Below are 17,669 nucleotides of genomic sequence, written 5' to 3'. Positions count from 1 at the left end.
CGACCTCATGGCTTTTGAACTTCCCGCACTACCTTACGAAAAGAACGCACTTGAACCACACATCTCTGCTGAAACCCTCGAATACCATTACGGCAAGCACCACAATACCTACGTAACCAACCTGAACGGTCTGGTTGAAGGTACTGACAACGCCAACAAGTCACTCGAAGACATTATCAAAACTGCCAGTGGCGGCCTGTTCAACAACGCAGCCCAGGTATGGAACCACACCTTCTACTGGAACTGCCTGAGCCCGAACGGCGGCGGCGAGCCCACAGGTGCAGCAAAAGACGCTATCGAAAAAGCGTTTGGTTCTTTCGATAACTTCAAGAAAGAATTTAACGAAAACGCAGCCAAAAACTTCGGTTCTGGCTGGACGTGGCTGGTCAAGAAAGCTGACGGCAGCGTTGCCATTGCCAACACCAGCAATGCAGAAACACCACTGACTGGCGCAGACAAGCCAGTGCTAACCGTGGATGTTTGGGAGCACGCGTACTACATCGATTACCGCAACTCCCGCCCAAACTACCTGGCCGCATTCTGGAACCTGGTTAACTGGGATTTCGTGAACGAAAATCTGGCCTGATTCATCTGGCTGGTTTTCCGATTACCGTCAGCCACGGCTGATCCAAAAACGCCCGCTTGCAGCGGGCGTTTTTTGTGGGAGAATCAACCACACTTACAAATTAAAACGTCAGGATTCTGAAGTATTTGAAATAATCGCCCATACTCTGTGTTGTATGGTTTAACCTGAGCCACAATCCGTATTGCCGGCAGAGGTATATCCCAAACCACCGACATTTATGGGCTTTTAGTTTACGGGCGCCTGACGCACAGGCTAAAGACGGGTCTTAATGCAGAAATCCTTTGAGGTTGAAAACCGCCTTGGCTATCGCATCCTTCGATGGATACTTGCCGTCGCGCTGATCAGCGGTGTCATCGTCAGTGCCATACAGGTGGTGCTGGACGCACAACACGTGTCTGCTAACCTGAACAACCAGGCCCGGCAAACCATCGCCATGGTAAAAGATTCGGCAACTCAAGCGGTGTTCAGTATTGACGAAGACTTGGCAAACCAGGTCGTCGATGGCCTATTTGCCAGAGAAGAAGTACTTCTAGCCCAGATTCTTCACACCAATGGCGACCCTCTAAGCAGCCGCGAACGACCAAAGGCCGAGAGTGCCTTCAACTCATTAATTAACACCATCTTTGACGCCAGACGCCAATTCAACACAGAGCTGACTCGCAACGACAACTCAGGCACGGTGTACGGCCACTTTGTTGTTCACTACGATACGGTTCCCGCTGCCCACATGTGGCTGAGCCGGGCCAGCATAACCTTCACGTCCGTAGTCGCTACCGCCGTCATTCTTGGCATGGTGTTGTACTTCGTTTTTTATGTGCTTTTGACTCGCCCATTGCTGCGCATCGTGCATTCAGTCATGCAGGTAAACCCGGAACATCCCGACGACCGCCTGGTTACGACACCAACCGGCCATGAGAAAGACGAACTCGGGCTTTGGGTCAGCGCCACCAACACCTTGCTTATTGCCATTGGTGACAGCCAGAAGCGGCACCGGGAAGCCGAAGACAAGGTAAACCGACTCGCTCGATACGACCAGCTCACCGGGCTCCTGAGCCGGGACAGCTTTATGGAGCTGCTGAAGGCCGACCTCGAAGAATCGAAACGCAATAACACACTGCTGTCCGTCATTGTCTGCGGTATCGACGACTTCAAATCCATCAACGATCAATGTGGCTTTCGCACAGGGGATGTTACCCTGCAAACCGTCGCAGACAGACTAATAAGCATTCTCGGCGGATCACGGTTCACAATAGCGCGCCTCGGTGGCGATCAGTTCGTCATTGTCGAGAAGGGGTTAAAGGACGGCTTTCAGGCAGCAGATACAGCAGAAGCTATTCTCGCCGGGGTCAACGAAACCATTGGTCTGGACGGCCAAAGTGTTTCCATGACAGCCACCCTTGGCATTGCACTTTACCCCTCCGATGCCATCCAGCCAGACCGGCTGTTGCAGAGCGCAGAGCAAACCATGATGCTGGCCAAACAGAAGGGCCGGGATCACTTCCAGTTCTATGTGGCAAGCATCGACCAGGAAATTCGCGATCGCAAACAACTGGAGAAGGACCTATCCGAAGCCTTGTCACTCAACCAGCTTCACCTTGTGTATCAACCCCAGGTGAATCTTGAAACCAAACGGATTATTGGCGCTGAAGCCCTCATCCGCTGGGATCACCCGATACGTGGGCTGGTGCCTCCGGATTACTTCATACCGGTGGCAGAGAACAACGGCTCTATTGTCGAGATTGGCCAATGGGTTCTGGAGCAGGCCTGCCTGCAAGCAAAGCAGTGGGCTGACAAAGAACTTCCTCTACGCATCGCTGTGAATCTATCTGCGGTGCAACTGCGGCAGGATCGTATTGTCGAAGACATTCTGGATACACTGAAGCGCCATGATATTCCCGCCGGCCGCCTCGAGCTGGAAGTCACAGAAACCAGCTTTATGACCAACCTTGCTGATGCGGTAGCCAAACTGCATATGCTTAACCGCGCTGGCATCAGCATTGCCGTAGACGACTTCGGAACCGGTTATTCTTCCCTTACCTACCTCAAGAAGATGCCGGTACAGCACCTGAAGATTGATAAGCAGTTCATTCGTGACCTGCTGGTTAACGAGGAAGATACCCGCATAACCAACACCATCATTGACCTGGGAAGAAGCCTCAACCTGACGGTCGTTGCAGAGGGTGTTGAAACAGCAGAACAGGAATACTACCTCACCCAGCGCGGATGTAAGCTGGCACAGGGGTACTTCTTCAGCAGGCCATTGCGCCCTGCGGATTTTGAGGCGTTTGTTCAGGAATTTCATCAGAAAGCCGTAGAAAATAACGCCTGATTTTTTTACTTATGAGGAGTTGCCATGGGAACTACCATTATTGGCCTGATTGTTATTGCCGTTGCTGCAATCTATCTGGTTTTTATCTACAACCGCCTGGTTTCATTGCGCAACCAATTCAAAAATGCGTTCGCCCAGATTGACGTGCAACTCCAGCGCAGACACGATTTGATTCCCAATCTGGTTAAAGCTGCAAAGGCCTACCTGGTGCACGAGAAATCAACGCTTACCCAGGTGATGGAGGCAAGAAACAATGCTGTCAGCGCCCAGAAAGATGCGGCCAAAGATCCGGGAGATGGCACTAAAATTCAGCGTCTTGGCAGCGCCGAGAATCTACTCACCAAAGCCCTGGCAAACTTTTACGCCGTAGCCGAAAACTATCCAGACCTGAAAGCCAACGAAACCATACAGCAATTGATGGAAGAGCTTTCCAGCACAGAAAACCGGGTGTCCTTTGCCCGGCAGGCATACAACGATGGCGTAATGAACTACAACATCTTCCGCGAGCAATTCCCCAACAACGTGATTGCCGGCATGTTTGCCTTCAAGGAAACCTCCCAGCTGGAGCTTGAGTCTCCAGAGGCCCGCCAGGTTCCGAAAGTAGCCTTCTGAGGCTCTGAACCATGGCTCATCCCGGTTTTTTCCAGCGCCAGGCCAGTGCCCGGCGCAATACCAGCCTGCTGGTATTCCTGTTTCTCACAGCGGTGGTGCTGATTACACTCGCTGTATGCTTGGTTGGTTATTTTGTAACTCGCAGTGAAACCACAGGCCAACCTTTCCACCACTGGCTAGCCTCCAGCCACGGGTTGACCACGGCCTCTGCCGTTATCCTTCTCATTTTCATAGGCTCTATGATTCGCTGGGCGGATCTTGCCGGCGGCGGTAGCCGTGTTGCAAAAATGGTGGGCGCACGCCCCATTGACCCTGATACCCGCGACAGCGACGAACGGGTTCTGCGCAACATTGTGGAGGAAATGGCCATAGCGAGCGGTGTGCCTGTGCCGGAACTCTACATCATGGACAACGAAACAGGCATCAACGCCTTTGTGGCCGGCTACACTCCCGGTTCTGCCGTTATGGTCGTTACCCATGGTGCAATCACCCAACTCACCAGAGATGAGCTTCAGGGCGTCGTGGGACACGAGTTCAGCCACATCTTCAATGGCGACATGCGCCTGAACGTGCGCCTTATCGCTTTGCTTGCCGGTATCTTGATGATCGGGCAGATTGGCAGCTTCCTTCTTCGCACAGCGTTTTACAGCGGCGGGCGTACCTCTGGCCGCAATAAGGATGGGCGGGCTCAAGCTGCCTTTTGCATTGTTGGCTTCGCACTTTTTATCATCGGTTATGTGGGCGTATTCTTTGGGCGCCTCATTCAGGCCGCTGTATCCCGCCAGCGGGAAACCCTTGCAGATGCATCGTCTGTGCAATTCACACGCAACCCGGACGGGATTGGCGGTGCCCTTTTCAAGATTGGACTCAAAGGCAGTTACCTGGACACCACCGGCCATGCCAGCAACATGAATCACATGTGTTTTGGTGAAGCCACACATATGAAGCTCGCGTCTCTTCTTGCATCCCACCCGCCTATCGAGCAACGCATAAACGCGATCCAGCCAGGCCTGATGGCCCGGCTCAAGAGTCGCCTCCGCGATACAGAAACAGGCGATGATTTGCGTTCCGCAACCACCGGAGCCCAGCCATCCGGAGTCTCCGGTTTTGCGAGTGCGGCTACCGACATCTACGGCACCGTCTCCGGCAGGCGTACATCACTGTCAGGCTCAGCTATTGCTACACACGCGCCCACTCCCCCCGCCAGCATGCAAAAAATGTCTGAGCGAGTTGGCACCATCAGCCAGGAAGGCGAAGATTTTGCGGTCAAACTGCTACAGCGCTTGCCATCAACCTTTCGCGGTTTACTTTATACCCGAGCGGGCGCCATCCAACTCTGTTATGCGCTGTTTCTCAGCGACCTCAGCCAGAAAGAACAGGCAGAGCAGCTCGCATTACTGCCGGAGCACTCGTTATTCGGACCGCAACCCCAGCTGCTGGAAAAACTGATTCCAACGCTCCAGAAAATTGGTGAAGCCGTGCGCTTCCCTGCCCTGGAACTTGCCATGCCTGCTCTCAGAAAACTGGACCCGGAGGAACGCGCTGAATTAATTCGGTGTGTGAGAGCTCTGGTGAATGCGGACAATCGGGTGACCTTGTTCGAACTGACTCTCACCAGCTTCCTTTCCCGTCATCTCGGGGCGGATTCCGCACGAGTGATTCCAGTGCGCTACCGCAGCTACAAAGCGGTTATGCCCGCATTGCAAAGGCTTCTGAGCCTCATGGCTCGCGCAGGAGCAGACAGCACACAGGAAGAAGTTAATACCTTGTACCGTGAGGCAATGGCCGGTTTTGCCAGCAGTGGCAACTCTGACCACCCGATACTACCGAAGGTAAGCATGCGCGAACTGCAAGAAGCACTGAAAGAGCTCAACGGTCTTTCAGCGCTACTAAAGCCTGCGGTAATCGATGCCTGTGGCCACTGCATCACCTATGACGGGGTGATTGACCCGAGAGAGTACGAACTGATGAGGCTCGTGGCAGATCAAATGGATTGCCCGATGCCGCCAATGGTGGTGTGAAGAGAAGCCGGTTTATCGAACCGGCTCATCCAGATTGAACAGAATGTCCACGCGCGGGTTAGCGTCCATTTCCGGCAGGCCAAGCTTGTCACGGATATCCAGGTTTACCTTCCAGAGTTTGTTGAACTTCTCCGATGTCGCCTCAACAGCCTCAGTCTTGCCAAGCATAATTTTAGGCCGCAAGAACACCAGCAAATTGCGCTTTACCCGGCGCTCAGACTCGGATGAAAACAGCCTGCCAAGGTAAGGAATATCCCCAAGGAAAGGCACTTTGCTCCGGTTAACCTGATAGTCATCGCGGGTAAGACCGCCCAGCACGATGGTTTCGCCATCATCCGCCAGCACGGTTGTCTTTATTTCACGCTTGTTGGTGACAATGTCTGACGCATCTTCAATGCTGTCGGCAACACTTTCAGTCGTCTGCTCAACCACCAGCCTGACAAGGCCATCTGCACTGATGGTGGGTGTTACCTTGAGGGTCAAGCCAATATCCCTGCGCTCGATGGTCGTAAACGGGTTGGTGGTACCATCCCCCGTTACCGTTGACTGGCCGGTACGGAAAGGAACGTTCTGACCCACAATAATTTCCGATTCCTGGTTATCCAGTGTGATAATACTGGGCGTGGAAAGCAGGTTCGCGGCTGCAGACGTAGAAAGCGCTTGTAACAAGATGCCCCAACTTACCCCGTCCTTGTTTCTCTGGCCTGCCCCGATCGTGCCGCCACCCGTGGCCGGTGTAAGCGCCGAGCCTGTCAGTATTGCACTCAGCACTTCGCCCAAACTGCGACCAACGTTCCCAAAGTTTGATCCCATAACTGGCGAAGAAGAACCCGACTCGTCGCCCACGGCTAACTGAACGCCAAGATCCTGACCCAACTCATCGCTGATCTCGACAATGGCAGCTTCAATCATCACCTGAGCACGGCGCACATCGAGTGCGGCGACAATCTCTTCAGCCTCTTGCATCAACGAAGGCTCGCCTCGGACCACCAGTGCGTTTAGCCCCTCATCTGCAAACACTGCAAAATTGCCTGTCGGCTTGCTGCTGGCACCACCGCCAGACGCGCCTCCTGAGCCCTCTTTCGTGAGTTCGCCCATCACACCTTTAAGCAATTCCGTGAGGTTTTTCGCGTCTGCGTGCTTAAGGCGAATAACCTTGGTTGCTCCGCCACTGGCAGAGGGCTGATCCAGCTGCGTGATCAACCCACGCATTTTGCTACGGAACGATTCATCGCCTCTGAGGATCAATCGGTTACTGCGCTCATCAGCGGTAACACTGTATTTTCTTGCGGCGCTGTCATTACCGGCCCGGCCCAACTCGTCTGGGGCCAACTCCTGCAACAGAGTCACCATATCCCCAACCCAGGCTTCCTTGAGCTTGATCACCTCCACCTCGTACTTGGAGGGGCTGTCCAGTTCCCGAACAATCTGCTCCATGCGCTGAATGTTGGACGCGTGGTCACTGATAATCAGAGCATTGGCTGCCGCGACACCGGCCAGATGACCATACTTTGCCACCAGCGGCCGGAGAATAGGCACTAGCTCCAGTGCGCTGGCATTATCAATCTGGATAACACGGGTTATAAGCTGTTCAGATGGAATATTTGAGAAACGGCCGAGAACCTCAGCAGACTGTTTGGCATCCACCTGCTGTACAACCTTGATGACTTCCTCACCGGGAATGGCCGTAAATCCGTGCACGTTAAGCACGGCAAGGAACAAATCGTAGATCTGATCCTTGTTCATGGGGGCGCTGGAGAGAACCGTCACCTTGCCCTTGACCCGAGGATCCACCACAAAACTATAGCCGGTTATATCGGCCACCTGAGTAACAAAAGCGCGTATATCTGCGTCTTTAAGGTTCAACCGCCATGTTTCATCCTGGCCGTACGCCGCCGACATCAGGGGCAGTAAAATAAGCAGAGCCACGGCCCGCAAAAAATTGGTCTTGTAGTTATACATCTGGCGATCTCGTCCTGTATCGATAAACCCGGTCAGCGCCACTGCTCAGGTATGGCATAACTGATGTTGAGAATAGACCCGTCACGTTCGATTTCTATATCCAGGCTGGCTTGGCCGCGCCAGCTTTCGAGCAGCGATCGATCTTGCTGCACATCACCCAGGCGCTGCCCGTTGATGGCGGTAATCACATCACCCGCTTTGAGATTCACTGCGTTCAGCATGGCATTGGAGCCATCATACACGTAGCCCGAGCCACCGGACTCATCCACTGGCGCAAGCCCGTATGGGGTCAATGCCGCCGCGCCTGCGCTATCGAGCTGCTGCTTTGCATTCTCAAGGAATGCTTCCGGTGATGATTCTGCAGGTACCTGTGCCACCTCTGCAACCATTGTGGAAGCATCGTCTTCCTCAAATGTCAGAGACTCATAGCGCCCACCACGGCGAATCAGGATTCGGCCCGCTTCCACCTCAGCCAATTCGGCATTGCCTGGCAGCACTTCACCAACACGATACCACGCGGTTTCACCATTACTCCCGGCCACTATAGCACCCGAGTCTTCCGGGCGCTGTCCTACAAGAACACCCTCAAGCCTTAGCCGCAAACCGGTTTCCGGAGCCGCACGCTTAGCCGCTTCTGCTACCTCCCCAGGCGCTTCCGCTCGGCCAAAAAACTCATAACTGGCCAGTGGGTAGCTACCAGACCGCCCAAAAGCCTGGACCGCAGATGGGCCACCCGCAGGCGCAACCACAATCGGTTTATCCTGCCAGGCAAATAGCCATGTGGCATTTGCAATCGCAACACTCAAATACACAACCAGCCATACCAGCAACAGGTTGGCCACCGTTTTGGCAATCCGGTGTTGGGTATCAGGAGCCGGCATTGCCACCATCAACGTGCCCCCGGCAACAGCGGTTGCCTTACACGAAACACAATATCATCGGGGCTGGCTGAATCCGGCCAGGGTTGGCCCGCGAGATCTATCATGCGTTTATATACCCGCAACTCCATCATCCCGTTCCAGAGAATACTGGCATCCGCCGCTGGGCCATTGCCTGCCTGCTCGGCAACTACCAAGGCCACGCCACCGCTGGTGGTATCCATGGTGGCCTGCATAGGCGGGAACTTAGCTTGCCCGGTTTGATCACCCATAGGCCAGCTTACGCTACCGCCCGCCCATCTTCCGAGACCATCCGCACGAATAACGCGGCCATCCGCCCACTCCAGAACCAGGCGATCAATGCTCACATCGCCCTCAATCATTGCGCCACCGCTGCGCCGAATCAGTTCTTCAAACTCAGCGACAGCAATGGTGCCATGGGCATTCAGCCGGGCATTTTCTGGCCACCCTATAGCTATATCACCCGAAACCTCGGATTGCAGCGACGCCACAGAAATCCCTACCGGCTGTTCCAACCGGGTAATAGATGGCCAACCCAGCTGCCACTCAACACGCAACGGGAAACCGGCAACCACCACGCTGGCGGTGCCATCCCAAACACGGCCCGCTATCTGCTGCACCTGTACCTGGGGTGGCAACGAAACATAGGGAGAGGCTTTATGCCAGACCCAGCCGGCCGGAACGAAAACAATAAGGGCGCCCAAGTAAACAAACAGCCCGAGCAACACAAGCAAAAACAGTTTGCCGGGGCGAAGAAAAGGTTTGGATTCAGCGTCGCTCATTCGGTAGCACACAGACAGTTGACCGGTTGCCGAGTCTAGCAAACGCTCAGGTCAAGTTCATGACAAAAAAACAAAAACCCCGCGTCAGTGTGAACCGACGCGGGGTTTTTGAGTGCAGATCAGGCCACGTCGCTATTTTTGCGACGCAGTCGGAATCAGCAAGCTATGAACGGCATCACATCATGCCACCCATGCCTCCCATTCCACCCATTCCGCCCATATCTGGCATTCCGCCGCCAGCGCCTTCTTCTGCTGGCTCGTCTGCAACCATCGCCTCAGTGGTGATGATCAAAGATGCGATAGACGCAGCAGCCTGCAGCGCAGAACGGGTTACCTTGGCTGGGTCCAGAATACCCATTTCCAGCATATCGCCGTACTCTTCGATAGCAGCGTTGTAACCAAAGGAGCCTTCGCCTTCGCGAACCTTGGCAACCACTACAGAAGGCTCGCCACCTGCGTTGGATACGATCTGGCGCAGAGGCGCTTCCATCGCACGACGCAGGATGTTAACACCGGCTTTCTGCTCTTCGTTGATGGCATCGACTTTGCCCAGCGCAGCAATAGCGCGGATCAGGGTTACACCACCACCAGGCACAATGCCTTCTTCAACGGCAGCGCGAGTAGAGTGCAGCGCGTCTTCAACACGTGCCTTCTTCTCTTTCATTTCCACCTCAGAACCAGCGCCCACCTTGATGACGGCAACACCGCCAGCCAGCTTGGCCACACGTTCCTGAAGCTTCTCTTTGTCGTAATCTGAAGAACTGTCTTCAATCTGCTTACGCACCTGCTCAACACGGGCTTCGATATCAGCCTGTGCACCAGCACCGTCAATGATGGTCGTGTTTTCTTTGGTCAGGTTTACGCGCTTGGCTGTGCCGAGATCGTCAAGAGTGGTGTTCTCCAGGCTCAGGCCAACTTCTTCGGAAATCACAGTACCGCCGGTCAGAATGGCGATGTCCTGCAGCATTTCCTTGCGGCGATCACCAAAGCCAGGCGCTTTAACAGCAGCGACTTTCACGATGCCACGCATGTTGTTCACAACCAGAGTGGCCAGCGCTTCGCCTTCGATGTCTTCAGCAATGATCATCAGCGGCTTGCCTGCTTTGGCAACAGCTTCCAGCACCGGCAACAATTCACGGATGTTGGAGATTTTCTTGTCGACCAACAGCATGTACGGGTCGTCAAGTTCAACAGACATGTTGTCCTGGTTGTTGATGAAGTACGGAGACAGGAAGCCACGATCGAACTGCATGCCTTCTACTACATCCAGTTCATCATCCAGGCCACGGCCTTCTTCAACCGTGATTACGCCTTCTTTACCAACTTTTTCCATAGCATCAGCAATCAGCTTGCCGATAGTCTCGTCGCCGTTGGCAGAAATGGTGCCTACCTGCGCAATGCTACGGGTATCGTCGCAAGGACGGGCCATTTCACGGATAGCTTTAACGGCTTCCGTAGTGGCCTTGTCGATGCCGCGCTTCAGATCCATTGGATTCATGCCGGCGGTAACGGACTTAACGCCTTCATTTACGATGGCCTGCGCCAGAACGGTTGCGGTAGTGGTACCGTCACCCGCCGTTTCATTCGCCTGGGAAGCAACTTCCTTCACCATTTGGGCGCCCATGTTCTCGAACTTGTCTTTCAGTTCGATTTCTTTGGCAACCGACACACCGTCTTTAGTGATTATCGGAGCGCCGAAAGACTTCTCCAGAACCACGTTACGGCCCTTGGGGCCCAGAGTTACGCGAACTGCGTCTGCAAGAACGTTGACGCCTGCAACCATGCGCTTACGGGCGCTATCACCGAATTTAACTTCTTTTGCTGACATGTGTTCTATTCCTGTTCGTTAAATCGAATTCGTTGAATCAATCGAGTTAATGACTGTTCGTGCGAATTGCTTCAGCGATCACTCAAGCACGCCGTAAATATCGCTTTCGCTCATGATGAGCAGCTCTTCACCGTCAATTTTTACGGTGTTGCCAGCGTATTGGCCAAAAACCACGGTATCACCCGCTTTGACTGCCAGCGCACGAGTCTCGCCATTTTCCAGAATGCGACCATTACCCACGGCAATGACTTCACCCTGAGACGGCTTCTCTTTTGCATTACCCGGCAGCACGATGCCGCCTGCAGTTTTCTCTTCTTCTTCCTTACGGCGTACAACGACACGATCGTGTAACGGACGAATCTTCATTGCTCGGTTTTCTCCAATTAGTCAGATTAATGTGGCAATGACATTTGCTGTTAATGGCCGGACTACAGGTGCAATCCGACAAAATTGCCCGGCTTCTAACCTGCTGTTTTCCAGCAAGTATCAGCCTGCGGCGAACTTGTGATTCCTATGTGGGGCTGGTACAGGGGTTTTCAACACCTGCCCTGATAAATTTTTCACTTTTTATCGAGGCGATCATGGTTGGTTTCAGTTTCATCACGGTATTCCCCTTCGATAATGTCGCCGCTGCCGTCGCGGTCGAACGGGCGCTGTTGCCCGAAGGGGTTACCGGAATCTCCAAAGGGGCTTTGCCCGCCACCCGCTCGAAAATAAAACCCACCGCTTGTGTTGGTCGCAACCATACGCTTCAGTGCCTGAGCCGCCAGCCAGTGCCTGCTGAATGGCAAAAGGCACAAAAACCCGACGGCATCAGTAATAAAGCCCGGGGTAAGCAAAAGCACGCCGCCAACTGCAAGAATTAACCCCTCAGCCACCTCCTTGGCCGGGAGCTCACCGCTGCTCAGGCGCTGGTTGGCTTTCAACAGAGTTGCCAGCCCTTGTTGGCGAAGCAGCCAAGCCCCCGCCACCGCCGTCAGCAACACGAAACCGATAGTATTGAACACACCAATCACGCTGCCGACCTGAATCAGAACCGCCATTTCGGCAATCGGCATAACAATAAAAACAAACAAGAATATGGACATCAGGCTCTCGTGTTTCGGGTTTGGGCATTCCAAGGTCTGGTATACTCGCAGCCCTTTCGATTACATCTGATTTCTATTTAAGGGCAAAACATGAAACTTCAAGATTCCGTGATTGCAATTACCGGCGGCGGCCAGGGCCTTGGCCGTGCCATGGCAGAATACCTGGCGGCCAAAGGCGCCAAACTGGCGCTGATTGACCTTGCCCAGGACAGGCTGGAGGAAGCTGCAGCAGCCTGCAAAGCAGCGGGCTCTGAAGCAAAAATTTACCTGTGCAATGTGGCAAAAGAAGACGAAGTAGAAGCAACCTTTGCAGCCATTGCAAAAGACTTCGGCCAGCTTAACGGCCTGGTTAACAACGCCGGCATATTGCGAGATGGTCTGCTGTTGAAAACCAAAGATGGCGAGATCACCAAGCGCATGGAGCTGTCTCAGTGGCAGTCGGTTATCGATGTTAACCTCACCGGCGTTTTCCTGTGTGGCCGTGAAGCCGCCACCCAGATGATCCAGACTGGCAGCAAAGGCGCCATCATCAACATCGCCTCCATTTCCCGCGCCGGCAACATGGGGCAAAGCAACTACTCGGCCGCCAAAGCCGGCGTATCTGCCTTGGTGCCAGTGTGGGCAAAAGAACTCGCCCGCCACGGCATCCGCTGCATGGGTATTGCACCGGGCTTCATCGAAACTGAAATGACCGCCTCCATGAAGCCGGAAGCACTGGAGAAGATGACCGCAGGTATTCCATTGAAGCGCATGGGCACGCCTGAAGAGATTGCTTCAACAGCAGCGTTTATTTTTGAAAACGACTATTTGTCTGGTCGGATGATTGAAGTGGATGGTGCTCTGAGGCTTTAGAGTATATTAGTCAAAACCGGTTTTGGTGTGAGATCGGGCGCAAACCCTTATTGCCACCGAAACCGGCGCATAGCCACCCGGCTGTTGACCACTTCCACGCCTTCGGCTTCCAGTCGGCTAACCTGCTCCCGGTATATCTCTGAGCCTTCGGGAAAAGCAATCTGCCCATTGCTTCGGATTACACGGTACCAAGGCACCGCATGGCCCTCGGGTAGTTTGCCAAGAGCGCGGCCAATATAACGGGCTTGGCGGCCAAGACCGGCCATTTGAGCTACTTGTCCATAGCTTGCAACCTTCCCAGCCGGGATTGCCATAACCACCTGCCAGATTTTCTGATCTTTGTTTGGCTCCTGTAAATGCTCCATAGCGTTTATATACCCGTTGATTGAGGGGTATTCGGCTCACCGCCTCCCGAGTGATCGGGCGCCAGCGCATCCAGCCTCTCACCCTGCCGAATCAGAAACATAGCCAGAAGAATGGCGGGGATCCCCATCAAACCGGCCACGAGGAAGAACTCCGCATAACCATAGCCTGCTACAACCATCCCCGAGAAACCGCCCAGGAACTTACCCGGCAGCGTCATCAAGGAGCTGAACAACGCATATTGAGTGGCAGTAAAAGACGCACTGGTCATGCTGGACAGCCAGGCAATCAGCGCCACATTGGCAATACCACCGCTGAGATTATCGGCGCTCACCACTACCGCCAGAGTGGCCAGGTTGGGCGGATACTGCGCCAAAAACACGAACAAAAGATTCGTACTGGCCGTCAGGATGGCCCCCGCCAGCAGAATCTTTCGAGTGCCGTATCGTACAACCAGAACACCACCTGCGAGGGAGCCGGCAATGGTCATGAAAAACCCGAAAATCTTGGTAACGTCTGCCACCTGAGTTTTGCTAAAACCCATAAAATTCAGATAGAAGGGGTTGGCCATTACCCCCATGGCAATGTCGGAAATACGGTACACCGCCACCATCAACAGAATCGCGATGGAAAGCTCTTTATAACGGCGAAAGAAATCCAGGAACGGCCCCGCAACTGCAGCGTAAAACCAACCTGCAAATCGGGCTACCCGAGGCCCCAGGTGGGTGCGTTTCGCAGCTTCCTGCTCGATTTTCTGTGCAATATCCTGAGCAGCCGAAAAATGGTTCACCGCAGGCTCTCGCACCACCAGCACGGTTAATACGCCCACGCCCACCAGTGCCGCCATAACCTCATAGGACACCTGCCAGGACCAGAACTCGGCAAGATACAAAGCGCCCGCGCCTGCAACCAGGAGCGCCAGCCGATACCCAAAAATATAGGTAGCTGCCAGTGCCGCCTGCAGCCGCTCTTCAGCGATCTCAATGCGATAAGCATCAATGGCCACGTCCTGAGTAGCAGAGGAAAACGCCACCAACAAGCCGCACAATGCCATGGTTTCCGGAACCGCAATGGCATCCACATGGGCCATGAGATACAACCCGGTGGCGATACCCACCTGCGCGAACAAAATCCAGCTGCGGCGTTTGCCCAAAAGGCTGTCCAGCACCGGCAGTTTCAGCCGATCCACAACTGGCGCCCAAAACACCTTGATGGAATAGGTAATCCCCAGCCAGCTGAAAAAACCGATGGTGGCGGTTTCCACGCCCACATCAGCAAGCCGGGCGTTCAACGTGGAAAACACCAGCAAAAACGGCAACCCGGCTGAAAAGCCGAGAAACAGCAGAGCAATCACCTGCCAGCGCGTGTAGGTGTGAAGCGTGTCCCGGATTAAATCCAGACGGGTGCCGGTTGAAATGGTGGAGCCTCCGAATCAGTCGCGGAAATTATTGAACTGCAGGGGTACGTCTAGCTCGGTCTCACGCAGCAAGGCAATCGCGGTTTGCAGATCGTCCCGCTTTTTGCCGGTTACGCGCACCTTGTCACCCTGAATGCTGGATTGCACTTTCAACTTGGCCTCTTTGATCAGCTTCACGATTTTTTTTGCCATATCGGTTTCAAGGCCCTGCTTAAGGACAAAGTGCTGCTTTATCAGCTTTCCGGACTTGCTTTCGCCACTCTCTGAAAGTGCACGACCATCAATATCCCGGCTCGCAAACGCCATGCGCAGAATGTCGATCAACTGCTCAAGCTGAAATTCCTGCTCCGCGCTGACCGTTACACCCTTATCATCCATTTCGATATCCGCATCGACATTTTTAAAATCCCAGCGATTACCCAGATCTTTCTTGGCTTTGTCCACTGCATTGGTCACTTCGTGCATATCAATTTCTGAAACAATGTCAAAAGAGGGCATGATCGTTATTCTCCAGGAGCTGTAGCGAGTATACTCGTTGCTTGAATTTAAGGGGCCAAGCATACCAAGCTCCGGAAATCCCCGCATCTGACAATGGACTGGTAAAAGTAGGTAACAATGCCGAATCTGGATCTCCCTATCCTCGTAGTAGACGACGCTAAATTCAGCAGTATGGTGGTTGGCCGAACTCTGCGAAATGCCGGGTATCGCGACGTACGCATCGCCAACAATGCCCCTGCGGCCCTTAAGCTGATGGAACAGCGTGCGGTAAGTGTGCTAATTGCAGATTGGTTGATGCCTGAAATGGACGGGTTGCAACTCACTGACAAGGTACGCCAGCTGGATGAACAAACGAACCACTACACCTACGTATTCCTCCTGACAGCCCGGGAAAGCGTAGAAGCCTTGGCATTAGCGTTCGACCGGGGCGTAGACGACTTCATTTACAAATCCGACATGACCAAGCAGCTGATTCCCAGGATTTTTGCTGCAGACCGCATGGCAGATCGCCAGAACACGCTGCTGCGCGCCAATGCCTTGCTCATCGAGAACAACCGCGAACTCGAATCCAGCAATATCATTGATCTGGAAACCGGGCTGTGCAACAACCGGTACGGCCGCGACCGGCTCACCAAAATGCTTCGGCACGCAGAATCCCGGGGCGGTGCATCGGCCTATGTGCTGTGCGGCATTCGCAACTGGCAGGATTTGAAGCGCAAGCACCCGCCCACGGTAATGTCTGAGCTGGCGGTTGGTATTGCGCGCAGGCTCAGCACCCTGATTCGCCCCATCGACGTGCTTTGCCGTGTGGGCGACAACCAGTTCGCCATCATTGCGTACTTCCCGAATAGTGACCACTGCACTACCACGGCGTTTCGCCGGGTATTTGATGGCATTAACCACAAAGCCCTGAAAACAACAGCCGGGTACATTTCAGTAGAGGCCGGCATGGTGCTGTGCAAAGCCGATGCTCAAAACGGAACGCCCTCCATCCGGGATATGGAGCAAGCGGCTGTACACGGGCTTGTAGATGCTTACGAAACCAGGCGTTTTACCGAGACGGTACCGACGCTGGGTGCAAGCGCCTGAGCCTGGAACAATCTGTAACACTGTGACACACATCACGCACAGACACAGACCAGCGAACGCCCTATTCTGAGATTGTGGATTTAAGCAGTATCCCCCATGGCGGAGGAGCCGTGTTGTACCTCCGCCGTTAAATGGGAATCCACCGAATTAACGAATTTTTCAGGCACTTTCGTTTGTTCTCTCTCTTTAGGCCAGCTCTTTAGCTGGCCTTTTTGTTTTTTGCCCCGAGCAAACCATTCGTTTAAGTTGTTCAGCACAAGTTTCGTTATACTCCCCTGATAACACCTAAAAACAACCGTGCTGTAATCGTGACAAACCCATCATGACAAATCTAGGAACCGCCTCCGTTGCTGCCCTGCGCCAGTATGTGCGCGCCGCCGAATCCATTGGCGCCGATACCTCCGAGCTTTTTACAAAAGCCGGCTTAGACCCCGCCATCCTGGATTCTGACGAAGGCCGCATAAACGGGGATCAGTTTCAGCAGTTCATTCTTCTACTCTGCGAACTCACCAACAACCCTATACTCGGGCTTGAAACCGGCGATTTTGTGCAGCCAGGCTCCTACAGTGTGCTGGGCTACATCACCATGAGCTGTGTAACCCTCGGGGAAGCCGTTGCCCGCATTGCGCCGTTTGAAAAGCTGGTAGGCGATATGGGCACCACCGCACTCGCCATGGAACAGGATTGCATCAAGCTAATCTGGAACTGCAACTACAACGACCCGGCTGTACGACCGCAGGTGATCGACAACGTGTTCGCTTCCTGGGTGAACTACGCTCGCTGGCTGGCGGACGATACAACCGCCTCCCCTACCGGCGTACGCCTGATGCGGCAATCCCCCGGTGTTAAGTTTGAGCAAGCGTACCAGGAGCGCTGGAAATGCCCTGTTCAGTTTGGTGCAGACGAAGACTCCATAACCCTCAAAAAAGAACTGCTGGAAACCCGGCTGCGCCAACCCGACCCCATGCTGCGCAAAACCCTGGAAGCCCACGCCCTCACCCAGCTTGCTTCATTGGATACAGACACAGACCTGACATCACAGGTGAAGCACAGCATCCAGAAACAGCTGATGCACGGCATAACCCGGCAAGACATGGTGGCGGAAGATTTAGGGATTACGAGCAGAACCCTGCAGCGGAAGCTGAGCCAGGAAGGGGTTTCCTATCAGAAGCTACTGGATGAAGTTCGCCAGAAGATGGCGGAAGATTACCTGCTGAACAGTAATCTGAGCATTCCGGATATTGCGTTAAGACTGGGCTACAGCGAAACCACATCGTTTCACCGGAAATTCAAAGCGGTGGCGGGGAAGACGCCCGGAGAGTTCCGGGCGCCTACTACTTAAT

At 54.0% G+C, this 17,669-nt stretch carries 16 protein-coding genes; 7 read left to right on the top strand and 9 right to left on the bottom strand.

What is annotated here, in order from left to right; translation table 11 throughout:
- Positions 1–7: 7 nt before the first annotated feature.
- The 4 genes from sodB to AADB16_RS08390 all read left to right on the top strand — a co-directional run bounded on the left by sodB (position 8) and on the right by AADB16_RS08390 (position 5,548).
- Positions 8–586, top strand: coding sequence for a superoxide dismutase [Fe] (gene sodB, locus AADB16_RS08405; protein ID WP_309045346.1), 579 nt, complete (start codon positions 8–10; stop codon positions 584–586).
- 268 nt (positions 587–854) lie between these two features.
- Entirely contained in the window at positions 855–2,915 is a 2,061-nt protein-coding gene (locus tag AADB16_RS08400; protein WP_410802631.1) for a putative bifunctional diguanylate cyclase/phosphodiesterase, read from the top strand.
- A 24-nt stretch (positions 2,916–2,939) separates the two neighbouring features.
- Positions 2,940–3,527: a LemA family protein gene (locus tag AADB16_RS08395; RefSeq protein ID WP_410802629.1), complete on the top strand. Its 588-nt coding sequence runs from the start codon at positions 2,940–2,942 to the stop codon at positions 3,525–3,527.
- A gap of 11 nt (positions 3,528–3,538) precedes the next feature.
- Complete coding sequence (locus tag AADB16_RS08390) at positions 3,539–5,548, top strand: M48 family metallopeptidase (RefSeq protein WP_410802627.1); 2,010 nt, start codon at positions 3,539–3,541, stop codon at positions 5,546–5,548.
- 12 nt (positions 5,549–5,560) lie between these two features.
- Here the strand turns inward: AADB16_RS08390 and gspD are convergent, their stop codons facing one another.
- The 6 genes from gspD to AADB16_RS08360 form a co-directional block, all read right to left on the bottom strand.
- Positions 5,561–7,510 (bottom strand): type II secretion system secretin GspD, encoded by a 1,950-nt coding sequence (gspD, locus tag AADB16_RS08385; RefSeq protein ID WP_309045350.1) that lies wholly within the window; start codon positions 7,508–7,510, stop codon positions 5,561–5,563.
- Between the two features lie 32 nt (positions 7,511–7,542).
- Positions 7,543–8,391 (bottom strand): type II secretion system protein N, encoded by an 849-nt coding sequence (locus AADB16_RS08380; protein ID WP_410802625.1) that lies wholly within the window; start codon positions 8,389–8,391, stop codon positions 7,543–7,545.
- Between the two features lie 8 nt (positions 8,392–8,399).
- A complete protein-coding gene (gene gspN / locus AADB16_RS08375; RefSeq protein WP_410802623.1) occupies positions 8,400–9,191 on the bottom strand; it encodes a type II secretion system protein N in 792 nt (263 codons plus the stop codon).
- Positions 9,192–9,366: 175 nt separating this feature from the next.
- On the bottom strand, positions 9,367–11,019 hold the full coding sequence (gene groL, locus AADB16_RS08370; protein ID WP_410802621.1) for a chaperonin GroEL: 1,653 nt from the start codon (positions 11,017–11,019) through the stop codon (positions 9,367–9,369).
- A 78-nt stretch (positions 11,020–11,097) separates the two neighbouring features.
- Positions 11,098–11,385: a co-chaperone GroES gene (groES, locus tag AADB16_RS08365; protein WP_100639400.1), complete on the bottom strand. Its 288-nt coding sequence runs from the start codon at positions 11,383–11,385 to the stop codon at positions 11,098–11,100.
- 194 nt (positions 11,386–11,579) lie between these two features.
- Positions 11,580–12,107 (bottom strand): FxsA family protein, encoded by a 528-nt coding sequence (locus AADB16_RS08360; protein ID WP_309045354.1) that lies wholly within the window; start codon positions 12,105–12,107, stop codon positions 11,580–11,582.
- Positions 12,108–12,197: 90 nt separating this feature from the next.
- Here AADB16_RS08360 and AADB16_RS08355 point away from each other — a divergent pair, with 90 nt between their 5' ends.
- Complete coding sequence (locus tag AADB16_RS08355; protein ID WP_309045355.1) at positions 12,198–12,959, top strand: SDR family oxidoreductase; 762 nt, start codon at positions 12,198–12,200, stop codon at positions 12,957–12,959.
- Between the two features lie 47 nt (positions 12,960–13,006).
- Here the strand turns inward: AADB16_RS08355 and AADB16_RS08350 are convergent, their stop codons facing one another.
- From AADB16_RS08350 to AADB16_RS08340, 3 genes are all read right to left on the bottom strand, one after another.
- On the bottom strand, positions 13,007–13,324 hold the full coding sequence (locus tag AADB16_RS08350) for an MGMT family protein (protein ID WP_410802619.1): 318 nt from the start codon (positions 13,322–13,324) through the stop codon (positions 13,007–13,009).
- 5 nt (positions 13,325–13,329) lie between these two features.
- Positions 13,330–14,676 carry an AmpG family muropeptide MFS transporter gene (locus AADB16_RS08345; protein WP_410802617.1) on the bottom strand — a complete coding sequence of 449 codons (1,347 nt, stop codon included), beginning with the start codon at positions 14,674–14,676 and terminating at the stop codon, positions 13,330–13,332.
- Positions 14,677–14,754: 78 nt separating this feature from the next.
- On the bottom strand, positions 14,755–15,237 hold the full coding sequence (locus tag AADB16_RS08340; RefSeq protein ID WP_298448104.1) for a YajQ family cyclic di-GMP-binding protein: 483 nt from the start codon (positions 15,235–15,237) through the stop codon (positions 14,755–14,757).
- 117 nt (positions 15,238–15,354) lie between these two features.
- On the opposite strand from AADB16_RS08340, the gene AADB16_RS08335 reads away from it, so the two are divergent.
- Positions 15,355–16,326, top strand: coding sequence for a response regulator (locus AADB16_RS08335; protein WP_298448105.1), 972 nt, complete (start codon positions 15,355–15,357; stop codon positions 16,324–16,326).
- A gap of 322 nt (positions 16,327–16,648) precedes the next feature.
- A complete protein-coding gene (locus tag AADB16_RS08330) occupies positions 16,649–17,668 on the top strand; it encodes an AraC family transcriptional regulator (RefSeq protein WP_410802615.1) in 1,020 nt (339 codons plus the stop codon).
- Position 17,669: the final 1 nt, after the last annotated feature.

It is taken from the genome of Marinobacter sp. KMM 10035, from assembly GCF_046537445.1.
Lineage (GTDB): Bacteria > Pseudomonadota > Gammaproteobacteria > Pseudomonadales > Oleiphilaceae > Marinobacter > Marinobacter sediminicola.
The sequence above is the reverse complement of the archived record's forward strand: the minus strand, read 5'-3'. Positions and strand labels throughout refer to the sequence as shown.